This window comes from Nocardioides donggukensis (assembly GCF_014842875.1).
Taxonomy (GTDB): domain Bacteria; phylum Actinomycetota; class Actinomycetes; order Propionibacteriales; family Nocardioidaceae; genus Nocardioides; species Nocardioides donggukensis.
Genome location: NZ_JACYXZ010000004.1, coordinates 1 through 15454 on the forward strand (window position 1 = coordinate 1; position 15454 = coordinate 15454).

The 15454-nt window shown below is 72.7% G+C and carries 16 protein-coding genes and 2 tRNA genes; 7 read left to right on the plus strand and 11 right to left on the minus strand.

Annotation, left to right across the window (positions count from 1 at the left end; all coding sequences use genetic code 11):
* Nucleotides 1–126: 126 nt before the first annotated feature.
* The 7 genes from IE331_RS13725 to IE331_RS13755 all read right to left on the minus strand — a co-directional run bounded on the left by IE331_RS13725 (nt 127) and on the right by IE331_RS13755 (nt 5381).
* Nucleotides 127–199, minus strand: a tRNA-Ala gene (locus tag IE331_RS13725).
* Between the two features lie 59 nt (nt 200–258).
* A complete protein-coding gene (sepX, locus tag IE331_RS13730) occupies nt 259–1089 on the minus strand; it encodes a divisome protein SepX/GlpR (RefSeq protein WP_192144041.1) in 831 nt (276 codons plus the stop codon).
* A gap of 180 nt (nt 1090–1269) precedes the next feature.
* Nucleotides 1270–1860 carry a GNAT family N-acetyltransferase gene (locus IE331_RS13735; protein ID WP_192144042.1) on the minus strand — a complete coding sequence of 197 codons (591 nt, stop codon included), beginning with the start codon at nt 1858–1860 and terminating at the stop codon, nt 1270–1272.
* On the minus strand, nt 1857–2327 hold the full coding sequence (locus IE331_RS13740) for a MogA/MoaB family molybdenum cofactor biosynthesis protein (RefSeq protein WP_192144043.1): 471 nt from the start codon (nt 2325–2327) through the stop codon (nt 1857–1859). Before IE331_RS13740 ends, IE331_RS13735 begins: the two co-directional genes overlap by 4 nt.
* Nucleotides 2324–2791 carry a cyclic pyranopterin monophosphate synthase MoaC gene (moaC, locus tag IE331_RS13745; protein WP_192144044.1) on the minus strand — a complete coding sequence of 156 codons (468 nt, stop codon included), beginning with the start codon at nt 2789–2791 and terminating at the stop codon, nt 2324–2326. The genes IE331_RS13740 and moaC overlap by 4 nt, the downstream gene beginning before the upstream one ends.
* The gene (gene glp, locus IE331_RS13750) at nt 2791–4008 is read right to left on the minus strand and encodes a molybdotransferase-like divisome protein Glp (protein WP_192144045.1); all 1218 of its coding nucleotides are present in this window, start codon (nt 4006–4008) and stop codon (nt 2791–2793) included. Before glp ends, moaC begins: the two co-directional genes overlap by 1 nt.
* Nucleotides 4005–5381 (minus strand): UTP--glucose-1-phosphate uridylyltransferase, encoded by a 1377-nt coding sequence (locus IE331_RS13755; RefSeq protein ID WP_192144046.1) that lies wholly within the window; start codon nt 5379–5381, stop codon nt 4005–4007. Before IE331_RS13755 ends, glp begins: the two co-directional genes overlap by 4 nt.
* Nucleotides 5382–5449: 68 nt before the next feature.
* On the opposite strand from IE331_RS13755, the gene IE331_RS13760 reads away from it, so the two are divergent.
* Nucleotides 5450–6028 (plus strand): 5-formyltetrahydrofolate cyclo-ligase, encoded by a 579-nt coding sequence (locus tag IE331_RS13760; RefSeq protein ID WP_192144047.1) that lies wholly within the window; start codon nt 5450–5452, stop codon nt 6026–6028.
* A 91-nt stretch (nt 6029–6119) separates the two neighbouring features.
* Here IE331_RS13760 and IE331_RS13765 read toward each other — a convergent pair whose 3' ends face one another.
* Entirely contained in the window at nt 6120–8684 is a 2565-nt protein-coding gene (locus tag IE331_RS13765) for a penicillin acylase family protein (protein ID WP_192144299.1), read from the minus strand.
* 31 nt (nt 8685–8715) lie between these two features.
* Nucleotides 8716–9105, minus strand: coding sequence for an FmdB family zinc ribbon protein (locus IE331_RS13770; protein ID WP_192144048.1), 390 nt, complete (start codon nt 9103–9105; stop codon nt 8716–8718).
* Between the two features lie 142 nt (nt 9106–9247).
* Here IE331_RS13770 and IE331_RS17025 point away from each other — a divergent pair, with 142 nt between their 5' ends.
* Nucleotides 9248–9997, plus strand: coding sequence for an SAF domain-containing protein (locus IE331_RS17025; RefSeq protein WP_192144049.1), 750 nt, complete (start codon nt 9248–9250; stop codon nt 9995–9997).
* A gap of 64 nt (nt 9998–10061) precedes the next feature.
* On the plus strand, nt 10062–10430 hold the full coding sequence (locus IE331_RS13780; protein ID WP_192144050.1) for an MscL family protein: 369 nt from the start codon (nt 10062–10064) through the stop codon (nt 10428–10430).
* A 9-nt stretch (nt 10431–10439) separates the two neighbouring features.
* On the opposite strand, the gene IE331_RS13785 is transcribed toward IE331_RS13780, so the two are convergent.
* Both IE331_RS13785 and IE331_RS13790 read right to left on the minus strand, forming a co-directional pair.
* Nucleotides 10440–10691 carry a hypothetical protein gene (locus tag IE331_RS13785; RefSeq protein ID WP_192144322.1) on the minus strand — a complete coding sequence of 84 codons (252 nt, stop codon included), beginning with the start codon at nt 10689–10691 and terminating at the stop codon, nt 10440–10442.
* Nucleotides 10684–11874, minus strand: coding sequence for an LCP family protein (locus IE331_RS13790; protein ID WP_201931801.1), 1191 nt, complete (start codon nt 11872–11874; stop codon nt 10684–10686). The genes IE331_RS13785 and IE331_RS13790 overlap by 8 nt, the downstream gene beginning before the upstream one ends.
* 230 nt (nt 11875–12104) lie before the next feature.
* Between IE331_RS13790 and IE331_RS13795 the strand changes: the two genes are divergently transcribed.
* The 4 genes from IE331_RS13795 to IE331_RS13810 all read left to right on the plus strand — a co-directional run bounded on the left by IE331_RS13795 (nt 12105) and on the right by IE331_RS13810 (nt 15435).
* The gene (locus IE331_RS13795; RefSeq protein WP_192144051.1) at nt 12105–13139 is read left to right on the plus strand and encodes a matrixin family metalloprotease; all 1035 of its coding nucleotides are present in this window, start codon (nt 12105–12107) and stop codon (nt 13137–13139) included.
* Nucleotides 13140–13242: 103 nt separating this feature from the next.
* Nucleotides 13243–13315 (plus strand) — tRNA-Arg (locus tag IE331_RS13800).
* Between the two features lie 132 nt (nt 13316–13447).
* On the plus strand, nt 13448–14242 hold the full coding sequence (locus tag IE331_RS13805; protein ID WP_192144052.1) for an alpha/beta fold hydrolase: 795 nt from the start codon (nt 13448–13450) through the stop codon (nt 14240–14242).
* Nucleotides 14239–15435 carry a PP2C family protein-serine/threonine phosphatase gene (locus IE331_RS13810; protein ID WP_192144053.1) on the plus strand — a complete coding sequence of 399 codons (1197 nt, stop codon included), beginning with the start codon at nt 14239–14241 and terminating at the stop codon, nt 15433–15435. The genes IE331_RS13805 and IE331_RS13810 overlap by 4 nt, the downstream gene beginning before the upstream one ends.
* The last annotated feature ends 19 nt before the right edge of the window (nt 15436–15454 follow it).

The window sequence follows — 15454 nt, forward strand, 5'->3', positions numbered from 1 at the left end:
CCACCACATCGACCCCACCAAGACCTACTGGCGCAACACACAAAGAACCCCGGGCCGATGGCCCGGGGCTCCTCAGTGACCCATGTCGCGACTCAGGCGAGACCCATGTCGCGACTCATCACACGGTGGAGCTGAGGGGATTCGAACCCCTGACCTTCTCATTGCGAACGAGACGCGCTACCAACTGCGCCACAGCCCCAACGCGCCGTCGTACGACGCGAGTGGAAAAGATAGCACCCGACCAGCGGGCGCTTCGAATCAGGAGCCGACGGCCTGCTGCTGCTCGCCCTCGTCGCGGTCGGCGCGGGCGGTGGCCTCGGCCTCGCGTGCGATCGACGCGGACTCCGCGGTGTGGCCGGAGGTCCAGGCACCGGGCTCGCCGAGCTCGATCGTGCGGACGGTACGGCGCGCGGCCGGGGCCTTGGTCACGTAGGTCGGGAGGGTCACCGGGAGCGGGTCCCAGAGCGCTCCGACCGCCGGCATCGTCGACGTCTCCGCGGCGGGCGCGACCTCGTCGAAGCCCTGCTCGTTGCGCTCGACGTCGTAGCCCTCGGGCGCCCTGTCGGTGTGGCCGGTGTGGCCCTTGTGGTCGTCCTGCACGGCGCTCACCAGCAGGTCCGGAGCGACGAGGCGGTCCAGGGCGGCGTGCTCGCCGCGCACCATCACCCGGCAGAGCACCAGCCAGACCACGACCAGGCCGGCCGGCACCGACTGCCAGATCCAGTCGATCGTGCCGGCCGCGGCGAGCCCGGCGACGACCGCGTTCGCGAGCATCAGGGTCCCGAGCACGTTGCGACGCCGGCCGGTGGCGCGTCGGGTGGCCTCGCGCCGCGCGCGGAGCTGGTCCGCTGTCGGGCGGGGCCCCTTGACGGTCACCTCGGAGGGGGTCGGACCCCGACCCGGGGTGAGGACCAGCCGGGCGTCGCCGCCGGAGACCGGCTCGCGGCGGGCGAGCACCCGCATCGTGGCGGAGAACCTGTCGACGGATCGGTTGCGGGCCACCTCGTCGTGGTGGCGCAGCGCCTTGGGCACGAGGTAGACGGCCCACGCGATGGCGAGGGCGACGAAGATGATTCCGGACAGGTCCACGTCTCAGAGGTTAGGAGCGCTAGCGCAGGTTGGGACGGATGTCCATAGGTGTGTCGCAGATGAACTCATGTGACTGATGAGATTTCGAGCTCGCCGACACAAGCGACGGGTCGGCGATCCCTGGGCCGACACAAGCGACGGGTCGGCGAACCGTGCGCCGACACAAACGACGGGTCGGGGTCAGGGCGGCGGGGGCAGGCGCCTCATCATGCCGCCGGGGGCCTGCTCGGTGGTGATCGCGAAGAGGGTGTGGTCGCGCCAGGCGCCGTCGATGTGCAGGAAGTACGGCGCGTGCCCGATCTCGGGGATCGCGAGCTTCTCCATCACCCGCAGGGAGTTGGTGTTCTCTGGCCGGATCGCGACCTCGATCCGGTGCAGGCCGGCGTTGGCGAAGCAGTGGTCGATCACCAGCGCCACCGCGAGCGGCATCACCCCGCGACCGGCGAAGCGCTGGTCCAGCCAGTAGCCGAGGGAGGCGAACTGCGCGGAGCCCCGGACGATGTTGTTGACCGTCACCTGGCCCGCGAACTCACCGTCGACGAGCAGCGCGAACGGCATCGCCTGGTCGTCGCGCGCCAGCCGGGAGAGCCGCTTGACCAGCCCCCGGAACGTCGCCGGACGGCCCGACGAGTGCGGCGGCACGGTCGCGTCCCACGGGCCGAGCCACGCCGAGTTCCGGATCCGGGCGTCGCGCCAGTCGCCGGCGTCGGAGAGCTCGAGCGGTCGTAGCGTGACCGAACCGTGCCGCAGCGTGACCGGCCACGAGGTCAATGGTCGCTCCCCACGATCTGCTCGACCGCGTGCCGGACCAGCGGCTCCAGCACCGCCAGTCCGTCCTTCACCCCGCCCTTGGAGCCGGGCAGGTTGACCACCAGGCAGGACCCGGACACCCCGGCCAGCCCGCGGGACAGGGCCGCGGTCGGGATCCCCTTCGCGACGCCGTGCGCGCGGATCGACTCCGCCACCCCCGGCACCTCCCGGTCCAGCAGCGGCCGGGTCGCCTCGGGGGTGAGGTCGGTCGGGGTCAGCCCGGTGCCACCGGTGGTCAGCACCACCCGGGCGCCGCCGTCCACGGCGTCGGCGATCGCGCGCCCGACCGGGTCGCCGTCGGGCACCACGACCGGCGCCTCGACCGCGAAGCCCCACGCGGTGAGCGCCTCGACGATCACCGGCCCGGTCGCGTCGTCGTACACCCCGGCGGCCGCCCGGTTGGAGGCGACCACGACCACCGCCCTCACCGGCGCCACTCCCCCGACCGGCCACCGGACTTCGCCTCGACCCGGACGTCGGTGATCACCGCGCCCTTGTCGACCGCCTTGACCATGTCGACCACGGTGAGGCCGGCGACGGCGACCGCGGTGAGCGCCTCCATCTCCACGCCGGTGCGGTCGGTGGTGCGCACGGTGGCGGTGATCTCGACCGCGTCGTCGGCGACCGCGAGGTCGACCGTGACGCCGGAGATCGCCAGCGGGTGGCAGAGCGGGATCAGCGCCGGGGTCTGCTTGGCACCCATGATCCCGGCCAGCCGGGCCACGGCCAGCGCGTCGCCCTTCGGCACCCCCTCGCCGCGCAGCAGCGCGACCACCTCGGGCGCGACCAGCACCCGGCCGGTGGCGGTGGCGGAGCGGGCCGTGACCGCCTTCTCGGAGACGTCGACCATCCGGGCCGCGCCGGTCTCGTCGACGTGGGTGAGCCGGTCCATCACACGTCCTCGTCGAGCAGCACCACGTGCACGGAGTCGCCGGGGGCCACCCGGGTGACCTCCCGCGGCAGCACGATGAAGGCGTTGGACTCGGCCAGGTCGCCGATCAGGTGCGACCCGTGCCCCCCGACCGGGGTGGCCACGGAGGCGTCGTACGACGCCCGCACGAACTGGGTCTTCCCCTCGATCGAGGTGAGGCCGTGGGTGATCCGGGCGGTCCGCGCCGGCCGGATGAACGGACGCCGTCCGGCGAGCTTGCGGATCGCCGGGAGCACGAACGTCATGAACGAGACGTACGCCGAGACCGGGTTGCCCGGCAGCGTGAAGATCGGGGTCTCGTCGTCACCGACCACGCCGAAGCCCTGGGGCTTGCCCGGCTGCATGGCGACGCCCCCGAACCAGACCGTGCCCAGCTTGGACAGCGCCTCCTTGACCACGTCGTAGTCGCCGGCGCTGACCCCGCCGCTGGTCACCACGATGTCGGCGCGCACCAGCTGGTCGCCGAGCGCCTCGACGAAGCTGTGCGCGTCGTCGGGCACGGAGGCGACCCGGTAGGCGATGCCGCCCGCGGCCTTGACGGCGGCGGCCAGCATGAAGGAGTTCGCGTCGTAGACCGAGTCGTGGCCCAGGGCGACACCGGGGTCGCGCAGCTCGGACCCGGTGGACATGACCACGACGCGGGGGCGGGGCCGCGACATCACGCCGGCCTTGCCGACGGCGGCCAGCAGGCCCAGGTGACGGGGACCGATGACCGTGCCCTCCGAGACCACCAGGTCACCGGTCTGCACGTCCTCGCCGGCCCGGCGGATGTGCTGGCCCGGCTTCGGGGCCTGGGTGATCCGCACCTGGGCGACCCCGCGGTCGGTCCACTCGTAGGGCACCACCGCGGTGCATCCCTGCGGGACCGGGGCGCCGGTCATGATCTTGACCGCGGTGCCGGGCGACATGGCCAGCAGGCGGGCCTGCCCGGCGCCGATCTCGCCGACCACCGGGAGGTGGATCGGCTGGTCCTCGCTCGCGGTCGCGACGTCCTGGGCGTCCACGGCGTAGCCGTCCATCGCGGAGTTGTCGAAGGCCGGCAGCGGCATCGGGGCCGCGACGTCCTCGGCGGCGGTGAGCCCGAGGGTCTCGATCAGTGCCTGCTCGTAGACGGGCAGCGGCTCGATCGCGTCCAGGATCCGGGCCAGGTGGTCGGAGACCGAGACGAGCTCGCTCATGCAAGCACCGTTCCGGCGGCGATCCGCTGCGCCGAGGACTGCTTCGCCAGGGTCACGTCGCCCTCGACCTTCACACCGTGCTGGAAGGTCCAGTCGCCCTCGACGGTCAGCGACGTCGCCTCCCGCAGCGACGGGGCGCCCTCGGGGAAGCGCTTGTCGAACTCGCGGACGGACCGGTAGACCTTCGGGTCCAGCGAGATCAGCGGCACCTGCTCGCTGGCCTGGTCGAGCACGAAGTCCGAGCCCAGGTCGTAGATGTCCGAGCGCAGCACGAGCAGGTCGTCGGTGGTCTTCACCGGCACGAACCGGTCCCGGCCGACCTCGATCGTGCGGGCGTCCTCGAACACCTCGATCGCCGCGCCCATGGCGGTCTCGATCTGGATCACCTCCGGCGAGGTGGGGTCGGCGGGGTCGACCGTCTTGGTGTTGCGGATCAGCGGGAGCCCGAGCACGCCCTCGCGCGCGACCAGCGTCTGCTTCATCGCCGCCAGGTCGAACCACAGGTTGTTGGTGGAGGTGTACTTGTGCCGGTCCAGGTCGGCCAGCGAGGCCTTGTCGGCGTCGAGGGTCTGCGCGGACTCACGGAGCACGATCCGGCCGTCGTTGGCCCGCCGGGCGAAGTGGCCGCCCTTGCGGTCGCTGGCGGTGCGCCGCACCGCCTCGATCGCGAACGGGGCGCCGGTGCCGGCGAACCAGCCGGCGACCCGGGCGTCGGGGACCGCGCCCAGGTTGTCGGAGTTGGACACGAACACCCGCGTGTAGCCCTGCTCGAGCAGCAGGTCGATCAGGCCGGTGCCGAGCATCGCCGTGTAGAGGTCGCCGTGCCCGGGCGGGCACCACTCCAGGTCCGGGTCCTTCGGCCACAGCACCGGGGAGAGGTCCTTGGCGAGGAGCTTGGGCTCCTTGTTCTGCAGGAACTCCAGCGGCAGGCCCTCGACCGGCAGGTCCTCGTAGCGGGCGAGCGCCGCCATCGTGTCGGCGGACGTGCGAAAGCTGTTCATGAAGATCAGCGGCAACCGCGCGTCGTACCGCTTCCGCATGTCCAGCACCTGGCGGGCGATGATGTCGAGGAAGGAGAGTCCGCGTCGCACGCAGAGCAGGGACTTGGCGCGGTCCATGCCCATCGAGGTGCCGAGGCCGCCGTTGAGCTTGATGACGGCGGTGGTCGCGATCGCCTCCGCGGCGGCGTCGTCGTCGACACTGACGTCGGCGAGGGCCTCCATGTCGAGCGGCTCGATCGCCGACTCGGGGATCATTCCGGTCTCGCCGTGCTCGAGCAGCCGGAAGTAGTGGGCGAAGACGTCGACGGCCACCGGGTCCACCCCGGCGTCGGTCATCTTGGCACGAGCCCGTTTGAGTGCGTCACTGGCCATGTCTCGATCGTAGGCCGCATCCGGTGCCAGGCGTGCACCCCCCACCCGGGCCGCCTAGCCTGATCCCCATGTCGGAGGCCAAGACCGCGCTGCGCGACCAGCTCCTCACCGCGCGCAACCGGCGCTCCCTGCTCGAGATCGGCGAGGCGGCGCGGGCGATCTCGGGCCACCTGCTCGCGCACGGGCCGGTACGCCGGGCGGCCACCGTGGCGGCGTACGTCTCGGTCGGCGGCGAGCCCGGCACCGGGGCACTGCTGGACGGGCTGCGGGCCGCCGGCAAGCGGGTGATCCTGCCGGTCCTACGCCCCGACCACGACCTGGACTGGGCAGTCCACGACGGCGACCTGCGACCGGCCGGTCGCGGGCTGCTGGAGCCGGCCGGGCCGCGGCTCGGCGTCGACGCGGTGGCTGGCGCGGACGTGGTGCTGGTGCCCGGGCTGGCGGTCGCCGCGGACGGCGTCCGCCTCGGCCGCGGCGGCGGCTCCTACGACCGGGCGCTGGCCAGGGTGCCGGCCGGCACCCCGGTGCTGGTGCTGCTCTACGACGACGAGCTGCTCCCCGGCGTCCCGCACGAGCCGCACGACCTCCCGGTCACCGCCGCCGTCACCCCCTCCGCCGGCCTCACCCCCTTCGCCCCCTCTCGATAGTCCACGAAGTTCGAGTCGCGTGAACGGCCGATCGACGACTCGAACTTCGTGGACTATCCGGAGCGGGGGGGAGAACAGGGAGTCTTGGGGGTCAGTCGGAGGGGACGAGGGTGAGGGTGTCCTCGGCGGCCTCGTCGACGGCCTCGCGGGAGAACGGCCAGGCGAGGGTGCGACCCTCGACGAACAGGTCGGTCTGGTCGGTGAAGTGGTCGTCGAAGGCGTGCCCGGAGACACCGCTGAGGTTCACCCAGCGGGACTCGTCGAGGTCGGCCATGGAGACCACCATCCGCATCGACGGTGCCGCGGTGACCTCGTACCCCTGCGCGGCATCCCACGAGGTGGCGTTGACGATCGAGCCGCCCCCACCGATCCGGTAGCCGTCCCGGTTGAAGAGCCACTCGACGGCACCGACGCCGGACTCGCCCAGGGTCTGGCTGCGCAGGTCCATCCGGTGCAGGCGGCCCCACGACCAGTCGCCCGGGTCGAGGGACTGCCGTCGCACCAGCTCGTCCCGGGCGTCCATCAGCGCCGTGCGCAGCACCTGGTCCCGGGTCTCGATGTTGGAGGTGCGCCGGTCGTCCCACCAGGTGCCGGCGGGCTCCCGGAGCAGCCCCGTGACCGCCAGCCACCACCGGTCGCCGCCGTCGGGCCACAGCGACTCCCGGATCTCGTCGTGGAAGGTCAGCCGCAGCAGGTTGCTCCAGACGACGTTGAAGTACGCCGCGGCCGCGGAGTCGGCGCCCTGGCGGAAGTCCCAGTCCGCAAGCAGCTCCTGGCCGGCGCTGTAGTAGCCGCGCGGCAGCCGGATGTCGAGCAGGTAGGGCACCAGCTCCTCGGCGAGCGAGTTGTGGTCGTCGAGCTGGAGCTCGAGCATCTCGTCCAGGGAGACGTCGGCCTCCGCCTGGATCAGCTCACGGATCCGCTGCGCGCGGTAGCCGGAGTCCCAGTCGTCGGTGAGGAAGTACGGGTAGTCCCGGCCGACCACTGCCTGGTTGGCGGTGACGATGAACCCCTCGTCGGGGTCGAGCACCATCGGGAGCGCGTCGAAGGGCACGTCCCGGTCGCTCCAGTCGTTCTCGGGCAGCCAGCCCGCGGACGGCACCGTCCCGTCGTTGCCGGACTTGCGGATCGGCACCCGTCCCGGCGCCTGGTAGCCGATGTGGCCCTCCCGGTCGGCGTAGACGAGGTTCTGCGCGGGCACCGAGAAGTCGGCCGCCGCGGCCCGGAACTCGTCCCAGTCCCCCGCCCGGTTGAGGGCGAGGATCGCGTCGGCGGTGGGCGCCGGGTCCAGCGCCGTCCACCGGAGCGCGACCGCGAACCCGTTGCCACGGTCCGGCGCCTTGGTGACCTCGGCGTTGGCGCCCACGGTGCTCAGCTCGGCCGACACGTCCGAGAGCAGCGGCCCGTGGTCGGTCTCGCGGATCGTCAGCTCGAAGTCCTCACCGTCGCGGACCTCGATCGTCTCGGTGCGGACCTTCAGCGGGCGGTACCGGTCGTCGTAGAGCCACTTGCCGTCCTCGACCCGCTCCAGGAACAGGTCGGTGACGTCCGGCCCGAGGTTCGTGAAGCCCCAGGCGATGTCCTGGTTGTGTCCGATCACGACCCCCGGGACCCCGGAGAACGAGAAGCCGGAGACGTCGTAGGGGCACTCGGCGGAGACGGTGGTGCAGTGCAGCCCGACCTGGTACCAGATGCCGGGCAGGCTGGTGCCGAGGTGCGGGTCGTTGGCGAGCAGCGGCTGGCCGGTCGCGGAGTGCTCGGGGCCGACCACCCAGCTGTTGCTGCCGATGCCGGAGCCCCGGCCGACCAGCTCGGGCATCCGCTCCAGCCCGCGCTGGAGGCCCTCGAGCGCCTCCACCACCTCGGCGCCGTACGCCGGTCGCGCGGGGTTGCGTGACCCGGGACCGCTGGCGTCGGGCTCGAACCGCCCGTCCACCACCGCACCGCGGCGCACGATCGGCGCGTGCCGGTCGTAGGGATAGCCCGGGTAGAGCGCGGCGACGTCCTGCTCGGGGTGGTTGACCGCGAGCAGCACCCGGGCGATCTCGTCCTCCATGTTGCCGCGCAGGTCCCAGGCCATCGCCTTGAGCCAGGCCAGCGAGTCGACGGGGGTCCACTCCTCGGGCTCGTACTCGAGACCGGTGAGCCCCAGGACGGTGTACTCCAGCGACAGCTGGGACAGCGACCGCTCGCCGAGGTAGGCGTTGACGCCCTCGCTGTAGGCCTCCATCGCGGCCCGGGTGTCCGACTCGAGCAGGGCCAGCTCCTGCTCGGCGACCCGGCGCCACCCCATGGTGCGGACGAACTTGTCCGTCTCCAGGGCCGGCTCACCGAACAGCTCGGCCATCCGGCCGGCCGTGATGTGCCGGCGGACGTCCATCTCGAAGAACCGGTCCTGCGCGTGCACGTACCCCTGGGCCCGCATCAGGTCGTCGGTGCTGTCGGCGTAGATCTGGGCGATCCCGTTCTCGTCGCGCAGCACCTGCACCTCGGCGTCCAGCCCGGCGAGGGTCTGCTCGCCGGAGGTCTGCGGCATCGAGCGGCGGACCACCACCACCGCGGTGACGGAGGCCGCGACCAGCACGAGCACCAGGCCGGCCGCGACGTACGACGCCCACCGGGCGACCCAGGGCCAGGACCGGAACGATCTCCACATCGCGCTCACCGGGTCATTGTGCAGGGCCGGCTCAGGACCCCGACGAGCCGGTGGACGAGGACGTGCCGGAGGAGCCCGACCCCGAGGAGCCCGAGCCCGACGACGTCGAGGGAGGCGTGGATGACGTGGAGGAGGACGACGTGGAGCCCGAGGAGGAGTCGGCCGTGGACGAGGAGGAGCCGGAGTCGCCCGACGAGCCCGAGTCGCCCGTGCCCCCGGAGCCCTTCGCGCCGGCGCGTGCGTCGCTGCGGGAGTCGGTGCGGTAGAAGCCGGAGCCCTTGAAGACGACGCCGACCGCGTTGAACACCTTGCGCAGCCGCCCGGAGCACACCGGGCAGGTGGTGAGGGCGTCGTCGCTGAAGCTCTGCACCTGCTCGAAGGCGTGGTGGCACTGGGTGCAGGCGTACTGGTAGGTGGGCACGGTCGGATCCTCCGGACGGGGCGGTTGAACGGCGGCTGGCACTCGGGCCTGCCGATTGCCAAGGATAGGGCACGGCCCGCGGCCGGCGGCCCCCTGTGGAGGACGCCCCCGCCGGTCGCCCGCACGGGCCTAGCCTCGGGTCGTGAGCCACGCCGACCCGCACCCCGACCGGGGGCCCGGCCCCTACCCCGACCCGGACCCCTACCCCGGCCCCGACCCGGGGACTTCCGGTCCCGGGTGGCCCGGTGCACCCGGCCGCTCGGCCACGGTCTCGGCACGGCTGGACCGGGCCCGCACGACGGTGCGCCGGGCCGTGCTGCGCCGCCGCCGACTGCTGGCCGCCCTCTGCCTGGCCGGGGCGGTGCTCACCGGCCTGCGGACGGTGGCTCCGGCACCTCCCGAGACGGTCCGGGTGCTGACCGCGGCCCGGGACCTGCCGGCCGGCACGGTCCTCGCCCCCGAGCACCTCGCCGAGTCGGGGTTCGCCGAGGGCACGGCACCCGAGGGCGGCACGTCGCGGGCCGAGGCCGTGGGCCGGACCCTGGCCGCGCCGCTGCGCCGAGGTGAGCCGTTGACCGACGTGCGGCTGGTCGGCCCCGGGCTGCTGGAGGGCTACCCGGGGCTGGTGGCCGCACCGGTGCCCGTCCCGGACGGCGCCGCGGTGTCTCTGCTGCGGGTGGGCGACCGGGTGGACCTGCTCGCCGCGGACCCGCGCGGCGGCGAGACGCTCACGCTGGCGGCCGCCGCCCCGGTCGTCGCGCTGCCACCGCCGGTCGAGTCCCTGGGCGCTGCGGGCGGGCGCCTCGCGGTGCTCGCGGTGCCGCGCGGGACCGCTGCCGAGATCGCGGCGGCCGCGGTGCAGCGCTATCTCAGTGTGACGATTTCACGCTAGCGTGACTCGCATCCGGGTGCCCGGAGGTCGTTCGGGGGCACCCACGTCGAGAGTGAGTGGAGCCATGCAGGGATTCAAGGAGTTCGTCCTCAAGGGGAACCTGGTCGAGCTCGCGGTCGCCTTCATCATGGGCACCGCGTTCGCGGCCGTCGTCACCGAGTTCGCGGCCGTGCTGATGGGCTTCGTGGGCAAGGCCGGTGGCCAGCCGGACTTCGCCGACGCCACGCTGGCCGAGGTGAACGTCGGCCTGTTCATCAACGCGCTGATCGCCTTCCTGGTGATCGCGGCCGTCATCTACTTCTTCGTCGTCACGCCGTACAACAAGGCGCTCGAGCACTTCAAGTCCCAGGACGAGGAGGAGGTCGTCAAGACCGACGACGTCCTGCTGCTCGAGGAGATCCGCGACCTGCTCGCGAGGCGCCCCCAGGTCTGACCGGCCGGCTCACCCGTGGTGCGGCGGCACCTGTCGCCGCAGCCACTCCTCCGCGCCGTCCCGCTCCTCCTCCGGGGCCCGCTCGTCCGCGGTCGTGTCGGGGAGGACGTCCCCGAAGACCGCCGCCAGTCGGCGCCGCCGCACCCAGTCCGGCTCCGCAGACGGCCCGCCGGGCTCCGGGACGCGCCCGGCGTCCTCGGGCTGCCCCTCTGCGGGCTCCGGCCGTACGTCGTCCTCGGCGCCGCTCATGCGCTCAGGCACACAGCCCGTTCTCGGCCGCGACCTTCGCGGGGTCCACGGGTGAGGCCGACGGCTCGTCGGACGGCTCCGGCGTGGGCGAGCTGGTGTCCTTCGGGTCCGGCGAGGCGGTGGACCCGGGTCGGCGGGCCGCGGTGATCACCTCGCTGCTGAGCTTGCTCCCCAGCGGCCGGTCGAAGCGGATGTTCTTCCACAGCTGGTTTGCGTCCTCGGCCCAGACGAGCCGGTTCGGGTCCGGCTCGTAGAAGTCGAACGGCACGGTGATGAACTTGATGTTGTCCAGGCCGATCCCCTGGAACTGCTGCGCCAGGTCGGCGACCTTCTTGACCGAGTCCAGCTCCTCGTCGAGGGTGAGCGACTTGGTCGCGGCGTTGAGGAAGCCCAGCAGCCGGTCGGGGCGGCCCAGCGTGTCCGCCGAGAGGACCTTGCCCGCCATCGACGCGATGAACGACTGCTGCCGCTTCATGCGCCCGATGTCGCCGTTGTTGGAGATGCCGTACCGCACCCGCACGTAGTCGAGGGCCTCCTGGCCCTGCACCTCGCGGGTGCCGGCCTCCAGGGTGATGTTCCCGGTCTCGTCGTCGACGTCCTCGGGGATGCACACCTCGACGCCGTCGATGGCGTCGACCATGTCCTTGAAGCCGTTGAAGTCCAGGACCACGAAGTGGTCGATGGCGACCCCGGTCAGCTGCTCGGCCTGGCGGATCGTGCACGCCGGGCCGCCCAGCGAGAAGGCCGCGTTCCACATGTCGAAGCCGCCGGCGATCTCGTCACCGTCGTCGTCGAAGCAGGTCGGCCGCTGCACCATCGCGTCGCGCGGCAGGCTCACGCCGTACGCGTTCTTCCGGTCGGCGGAGAGGTGGAAGAGGATCGTCGTGTCCGAGCGCTGACCTCCGCCGGCGAGGCCGTCGATGTTGTTGCCCTCGCCGTCGCGGCTGTCCGAGCCCATGACCAGCACGTTGAGCGGCTCGGCGGGGCCCTCGACGTCCATCTTGTCGGGGCGGTCCTTGCCGAGCTGCTGGGTCAGGTTGACGACGGTCAGGTTCTCGTTGAGGTGCCGGTAGGTGTAGGCCGCGAACAGGCCGAGGGCCACCGTGAGGGTGAGGATGCCGAAGCCGAAGCCCCGCAGGACCCGGTGCCGGTGCACCGACTCACCGCGGTGACGGCCGGTTGTTGCGTCACTCACGTGGACTCGCTGGTTGTCGTCGTCGAACAGAGGGCGGACATCGCCTCAGAAGGGTACGCGAGGCCTCCACATTGTCACCGGCGAGCACACTCGGCCCAAATCGGACCCCCGGCCGTAGTCACTTCGGGCCATTTCCCCAGACATGACCCCAGGGAAACCGTCGGTCGCCAACACTCCTCGGCATGGGAGAAGGTAACGGGAGGTCCACAAACCGCCCACGACCAGGACACGTGGCCGCACTGGCCACCGCCCTCGTCGTGGCGCTCTCCCTGCTCGGCGCGCCGGTCTCCGCGGCTCCTGGCCGGATCAGCGCCGAGTGGCCGGCGGCCACCGTCGAGCGCGGCGCCCGGGTCGCGGTCACCGGTGTCGCGACCGGGCTCGACGCCGACGCGACGGTCCAGCTCCAGCAGCGGGTGCTGGGCGGGTGGCGCACGGTGAAGCAGCGGCCCCTCGACAGCGAGGGCGGGTTCCGGGTGCGGATCCCCACCTGGTGGGTCGGCGAACGGTCCTACCGGGTGGCGGCGAGCGAGCCCGGCTCGACGGCGCTGCGGGCGACCACGGCCGAGTGGGCCGTCCGGGTCACCCCCGCCTACCGGCCGCCCGGAGCCGCGGACCAGCACAAGTACAGCCTCTCCTCGCCGACCCGGTGGAACCCGTGCCAGGTGATCGGCTACCGGGTCAACGCCCGCCAGGCCCGCCGCGGGTGGAAGAAGGACGTCCGGAAGGCGTTCAACAAGGTCGCGCGCGCGACCGGATACCGCTTCGCCTACCGCGGACGGTCCAGCCGGGTCCCGCAGAGCGGCACGAACGACTGGTTCCCCCGCGACACCGACATCGTGATCGCCTGGGCCAAGCCGTCCCAGTCCAGCCTGCTGCGCAAGTACCCGGGCGCCGCCGGCGTCGGCGCGGCGCTGTCCACCAGCGGATGGTTCAACGGGGACGGCAGCAGCACCTACCGGATCAAGCGCGGGATGGTCGTCATCGACTCCCGCATGCGGCGGCCGGGCGGCTTCGGCAAGGGCGTCACCCGCGGGGACGTCCTGCTGCACGAGATCGGGCACACGCTCGGGCTGACCCACGTCCCCAGCGACCGGCAGATCATGCACGCCTACCTGACCCGCCGGAAGGCGCAGCTCGGCAAGGGCGACCTGCGGGGCATGGAGAAGCGGGGCGCCGGCCTCGGCTGCCTGACCCAGACCCCACCCACCTCGGCCCGCGGCCGGCGCCTCGCGCCCGGAGCGGATCGGCTGTTCACGAGCGACTGACGCCCCGCTCCTGACACTGGCTGACACGGGGCTGCCAGGAACCGGCACCGGCCCGCCGCGTGCGAGGATGTACGCCGTCCACGGCGGCGTCGCCGTCGGGCACGCCCCAGTAGCTCAGCGGATAGAGCAGCCGCCTCCTAAGCGAAAGGTCGCAGGTTCGACTCCTGCCTGGGGCACTCGTCGCCCGGGGCACCCGCCGCCCGGGGAACCCGCCGCGGATCCGGGCACCGGGCGCGTGACCCGGCTCCGGGGTGACCTAGTCACAACGGGTCAGGGCCCCCGGGGCCGAACCCGCCTAGGCTTGCTGGATGGAGGCCGCCCGCAGGCACAACGTCGTGCTCTCCGGTCCTCCCGACCGGCGACCGATGGTCTTCGCCCACGGTTTCGGCTGCGACCAGAACATGTGGCGCTTCGTGGCCCCGGAGTTCGCCGACGACTTCCGGGTGGTCTGCTTCGACCACGCCGGCGCCGGCGGCGCGCACCCGGCGGCGTACGACCCGGAGCGACACGCGTCGCTGCAGGGGTACGCCGACGACGTGGTCGCCCTCTGTCGCGAGCTCGGACTCGAGGACGCGGTGTTCGTGGGCCACTCGGTCTCCGCGATGATCGGCGTGCTGGCCCACTTGGCGGCTCCCGGGCTGTTCTCGCAGATCGTGATGGTCTGCCCCTCGCCGCGCTACATCGACGACGACGACTACACCGGTGGCTTCGCCGAGGCGGAGATCCACGAGCTGCTGGACTCCCTCGACAGCAACTACCTCGGCTGGTCGAGCGCGATGGCGCCGGTGATCATGGGCAACCCGGACCGACCGCAGCTCGGGCACGAGCTCACCGCGAGCTTCTGCCGCACCGACCCCGACGTCGCCCGGCGCTTCGCCCGGGCCACGTTCCTCTCCGACCACCGCGCCGAGCTGCCGCGGGTCACCGTGCCCACGCTGGTGCTCCAGTGCACGCAGGACGCCATCGCACCCGTGGCCGTCGGCGAGTACGTCGCCCGGTCGCTGCCCGACGGCCGGCTGGCGATGCTCGACGCCAGCGGGCACTGCCCCAACCTCAGCGCCCCCGACGCGACCGTGCGGGCGATGCGGAGGTTCGTCGCGTGAGCGAGCGGCGGGTCGCCGTCCACCCCCGGCGCCCGGTCGAGGAGGACCAGGCGGCGGCCGCGGCCCGCGAGGCGAGCACCCTGTTCGAGCGGGCACCGTGCGGCTTCGTGCTGACCTCCCCCGACGGCGTGATCGGCCGGGTGAACCAGACCTTCGAGCGGTGGACCGGGCACCGCGGCTCGGCCCTCGTCGGGCAGACCCGGTTCGCGGACCTTCTCTCGGTCGGGGGGCGCATCTACTACGAGACCCACCTGGCGCCGCTCCTGCGGATGCAGGGCAGCGCCCGGGAGATCGCGCTGGAGCTCGTGCGCGCCGACGGGCAGCGGCTTCCGGTGCTCGCCAACCTCGAGCTGGACTCCGGGCACGGTCGCCCGGACACCGTGCAGATCGCACTCATGGACGCCACCGAGCGGCGCCAGTACGAGCGCGAGCTGATGCTCGAGAAGACCCGGGCCGAGGAGTCCGAGCGCCGCGCCCGGGAGCTGGCCCGCACGCTGCAGCGCACCCTGATCCCCCCGACTCCGGCGGAGATCCCGGGCCTCGACGTCGCCGCGGTCTACCGCCCGGCGGGTCTCGGCGACGAGGTCGGCGGGGACTTCTACGACGTCTTCCAGGTCGGCCCCGGCGACTGGATCGTGGCGCTGGGCGACATCTGCGGCAAGGGCGTGGAGGCGGCGGTCGTCTCCTCGTTCGTCCGGTTCACGCTGCGGGCCTCGGCGGCCCGGTTGCTCGACCCCGCCGAGATCCTCGCCGAGCTGAACCGCGCGCTGCTGGTGCACGAGTCCGAGCGGTTCGCCACCGTGCTCGTCGTCCGGCTGACCCGCTCCGGGGACGCGTGGGAGGTGACGACCGGCATCGGCGGCCACCCGCTGCCCGTCCTGCGCCCCGCCGAGGGGCCGGCTCGCACGTTCGGCACGCCGGGCACCCTGATCGGGGCCTTCGAGGGCCCCGACCTCGTCGACAGCCGGTCCAGGCTCGGGCCGGGCGACTCGATCGTGCTCTACACCGACGGGGTCACCGAGGGTCGTCGCGGTCGGACGATGTACGGCGACGAGCGGCTGCTGCGGCTGCTGGACCTACACCGGGACTCCGCGGCCGAGACCGCGCAGGGGCTCCTCGACGACGTGCTCGACTTCCAGGACGGGCGGCCCCGCGACGACATCGCCGTGGTCGCGCTCCGAGGCACCTCCTGAGCGGAGCGCCGCAGGGCCG

Coding starts and splice junctions, on each gene's coding strand:
- moaC (WP_192144044.1), bottom strand. CDS start 2,791: ATGGACCGGCTCACCCACGTCGACGAGACCGGCGCGGCCCGGATGGTC.
- glp (WP_192144045.1), bottom strand. CDS start 4,008: ATGAGCGAGCTCGTCTCGGTCTCCGACCACCTGGCCCGGATCCTGGAC.
- IE331_RS13755 (WP_192144046.1), bottom strand. CDS start 5,381: ATGGCCAGTGACGCACTCAAACGGGCTCGTGCCAAGATGACCGACGCC.
- IE331_RS13760 (WP_192144047.1), top strand. CDS start 5,450: ATGTCGGAGGCCAAGACCGCGCTGCGCGACCAGCTCCTCACCGCGCGC.
- IE331_RS13765 (WP_192144299.1), bottom strand. CDS start 8,684: ATGTGGAGATCGTTCCGGTCCTGGCCCTGGGTCGCCCGGTGGGCGTCG.
- IE331_RS13780 (WP_192144050.1), top strand. CDS start 10,062: ATGCAGGGATTCAAGGAGTTCGTCCTCAAGGGGAACCTGGTCGAGCTC.
- IE331_RS13805 (WP_192144052.1), top strand. CDS start 13,448: ATGGAGGCCGCCCGCAGGCACAACGTCGTGCTCTCCGGTCCTCCCGAC.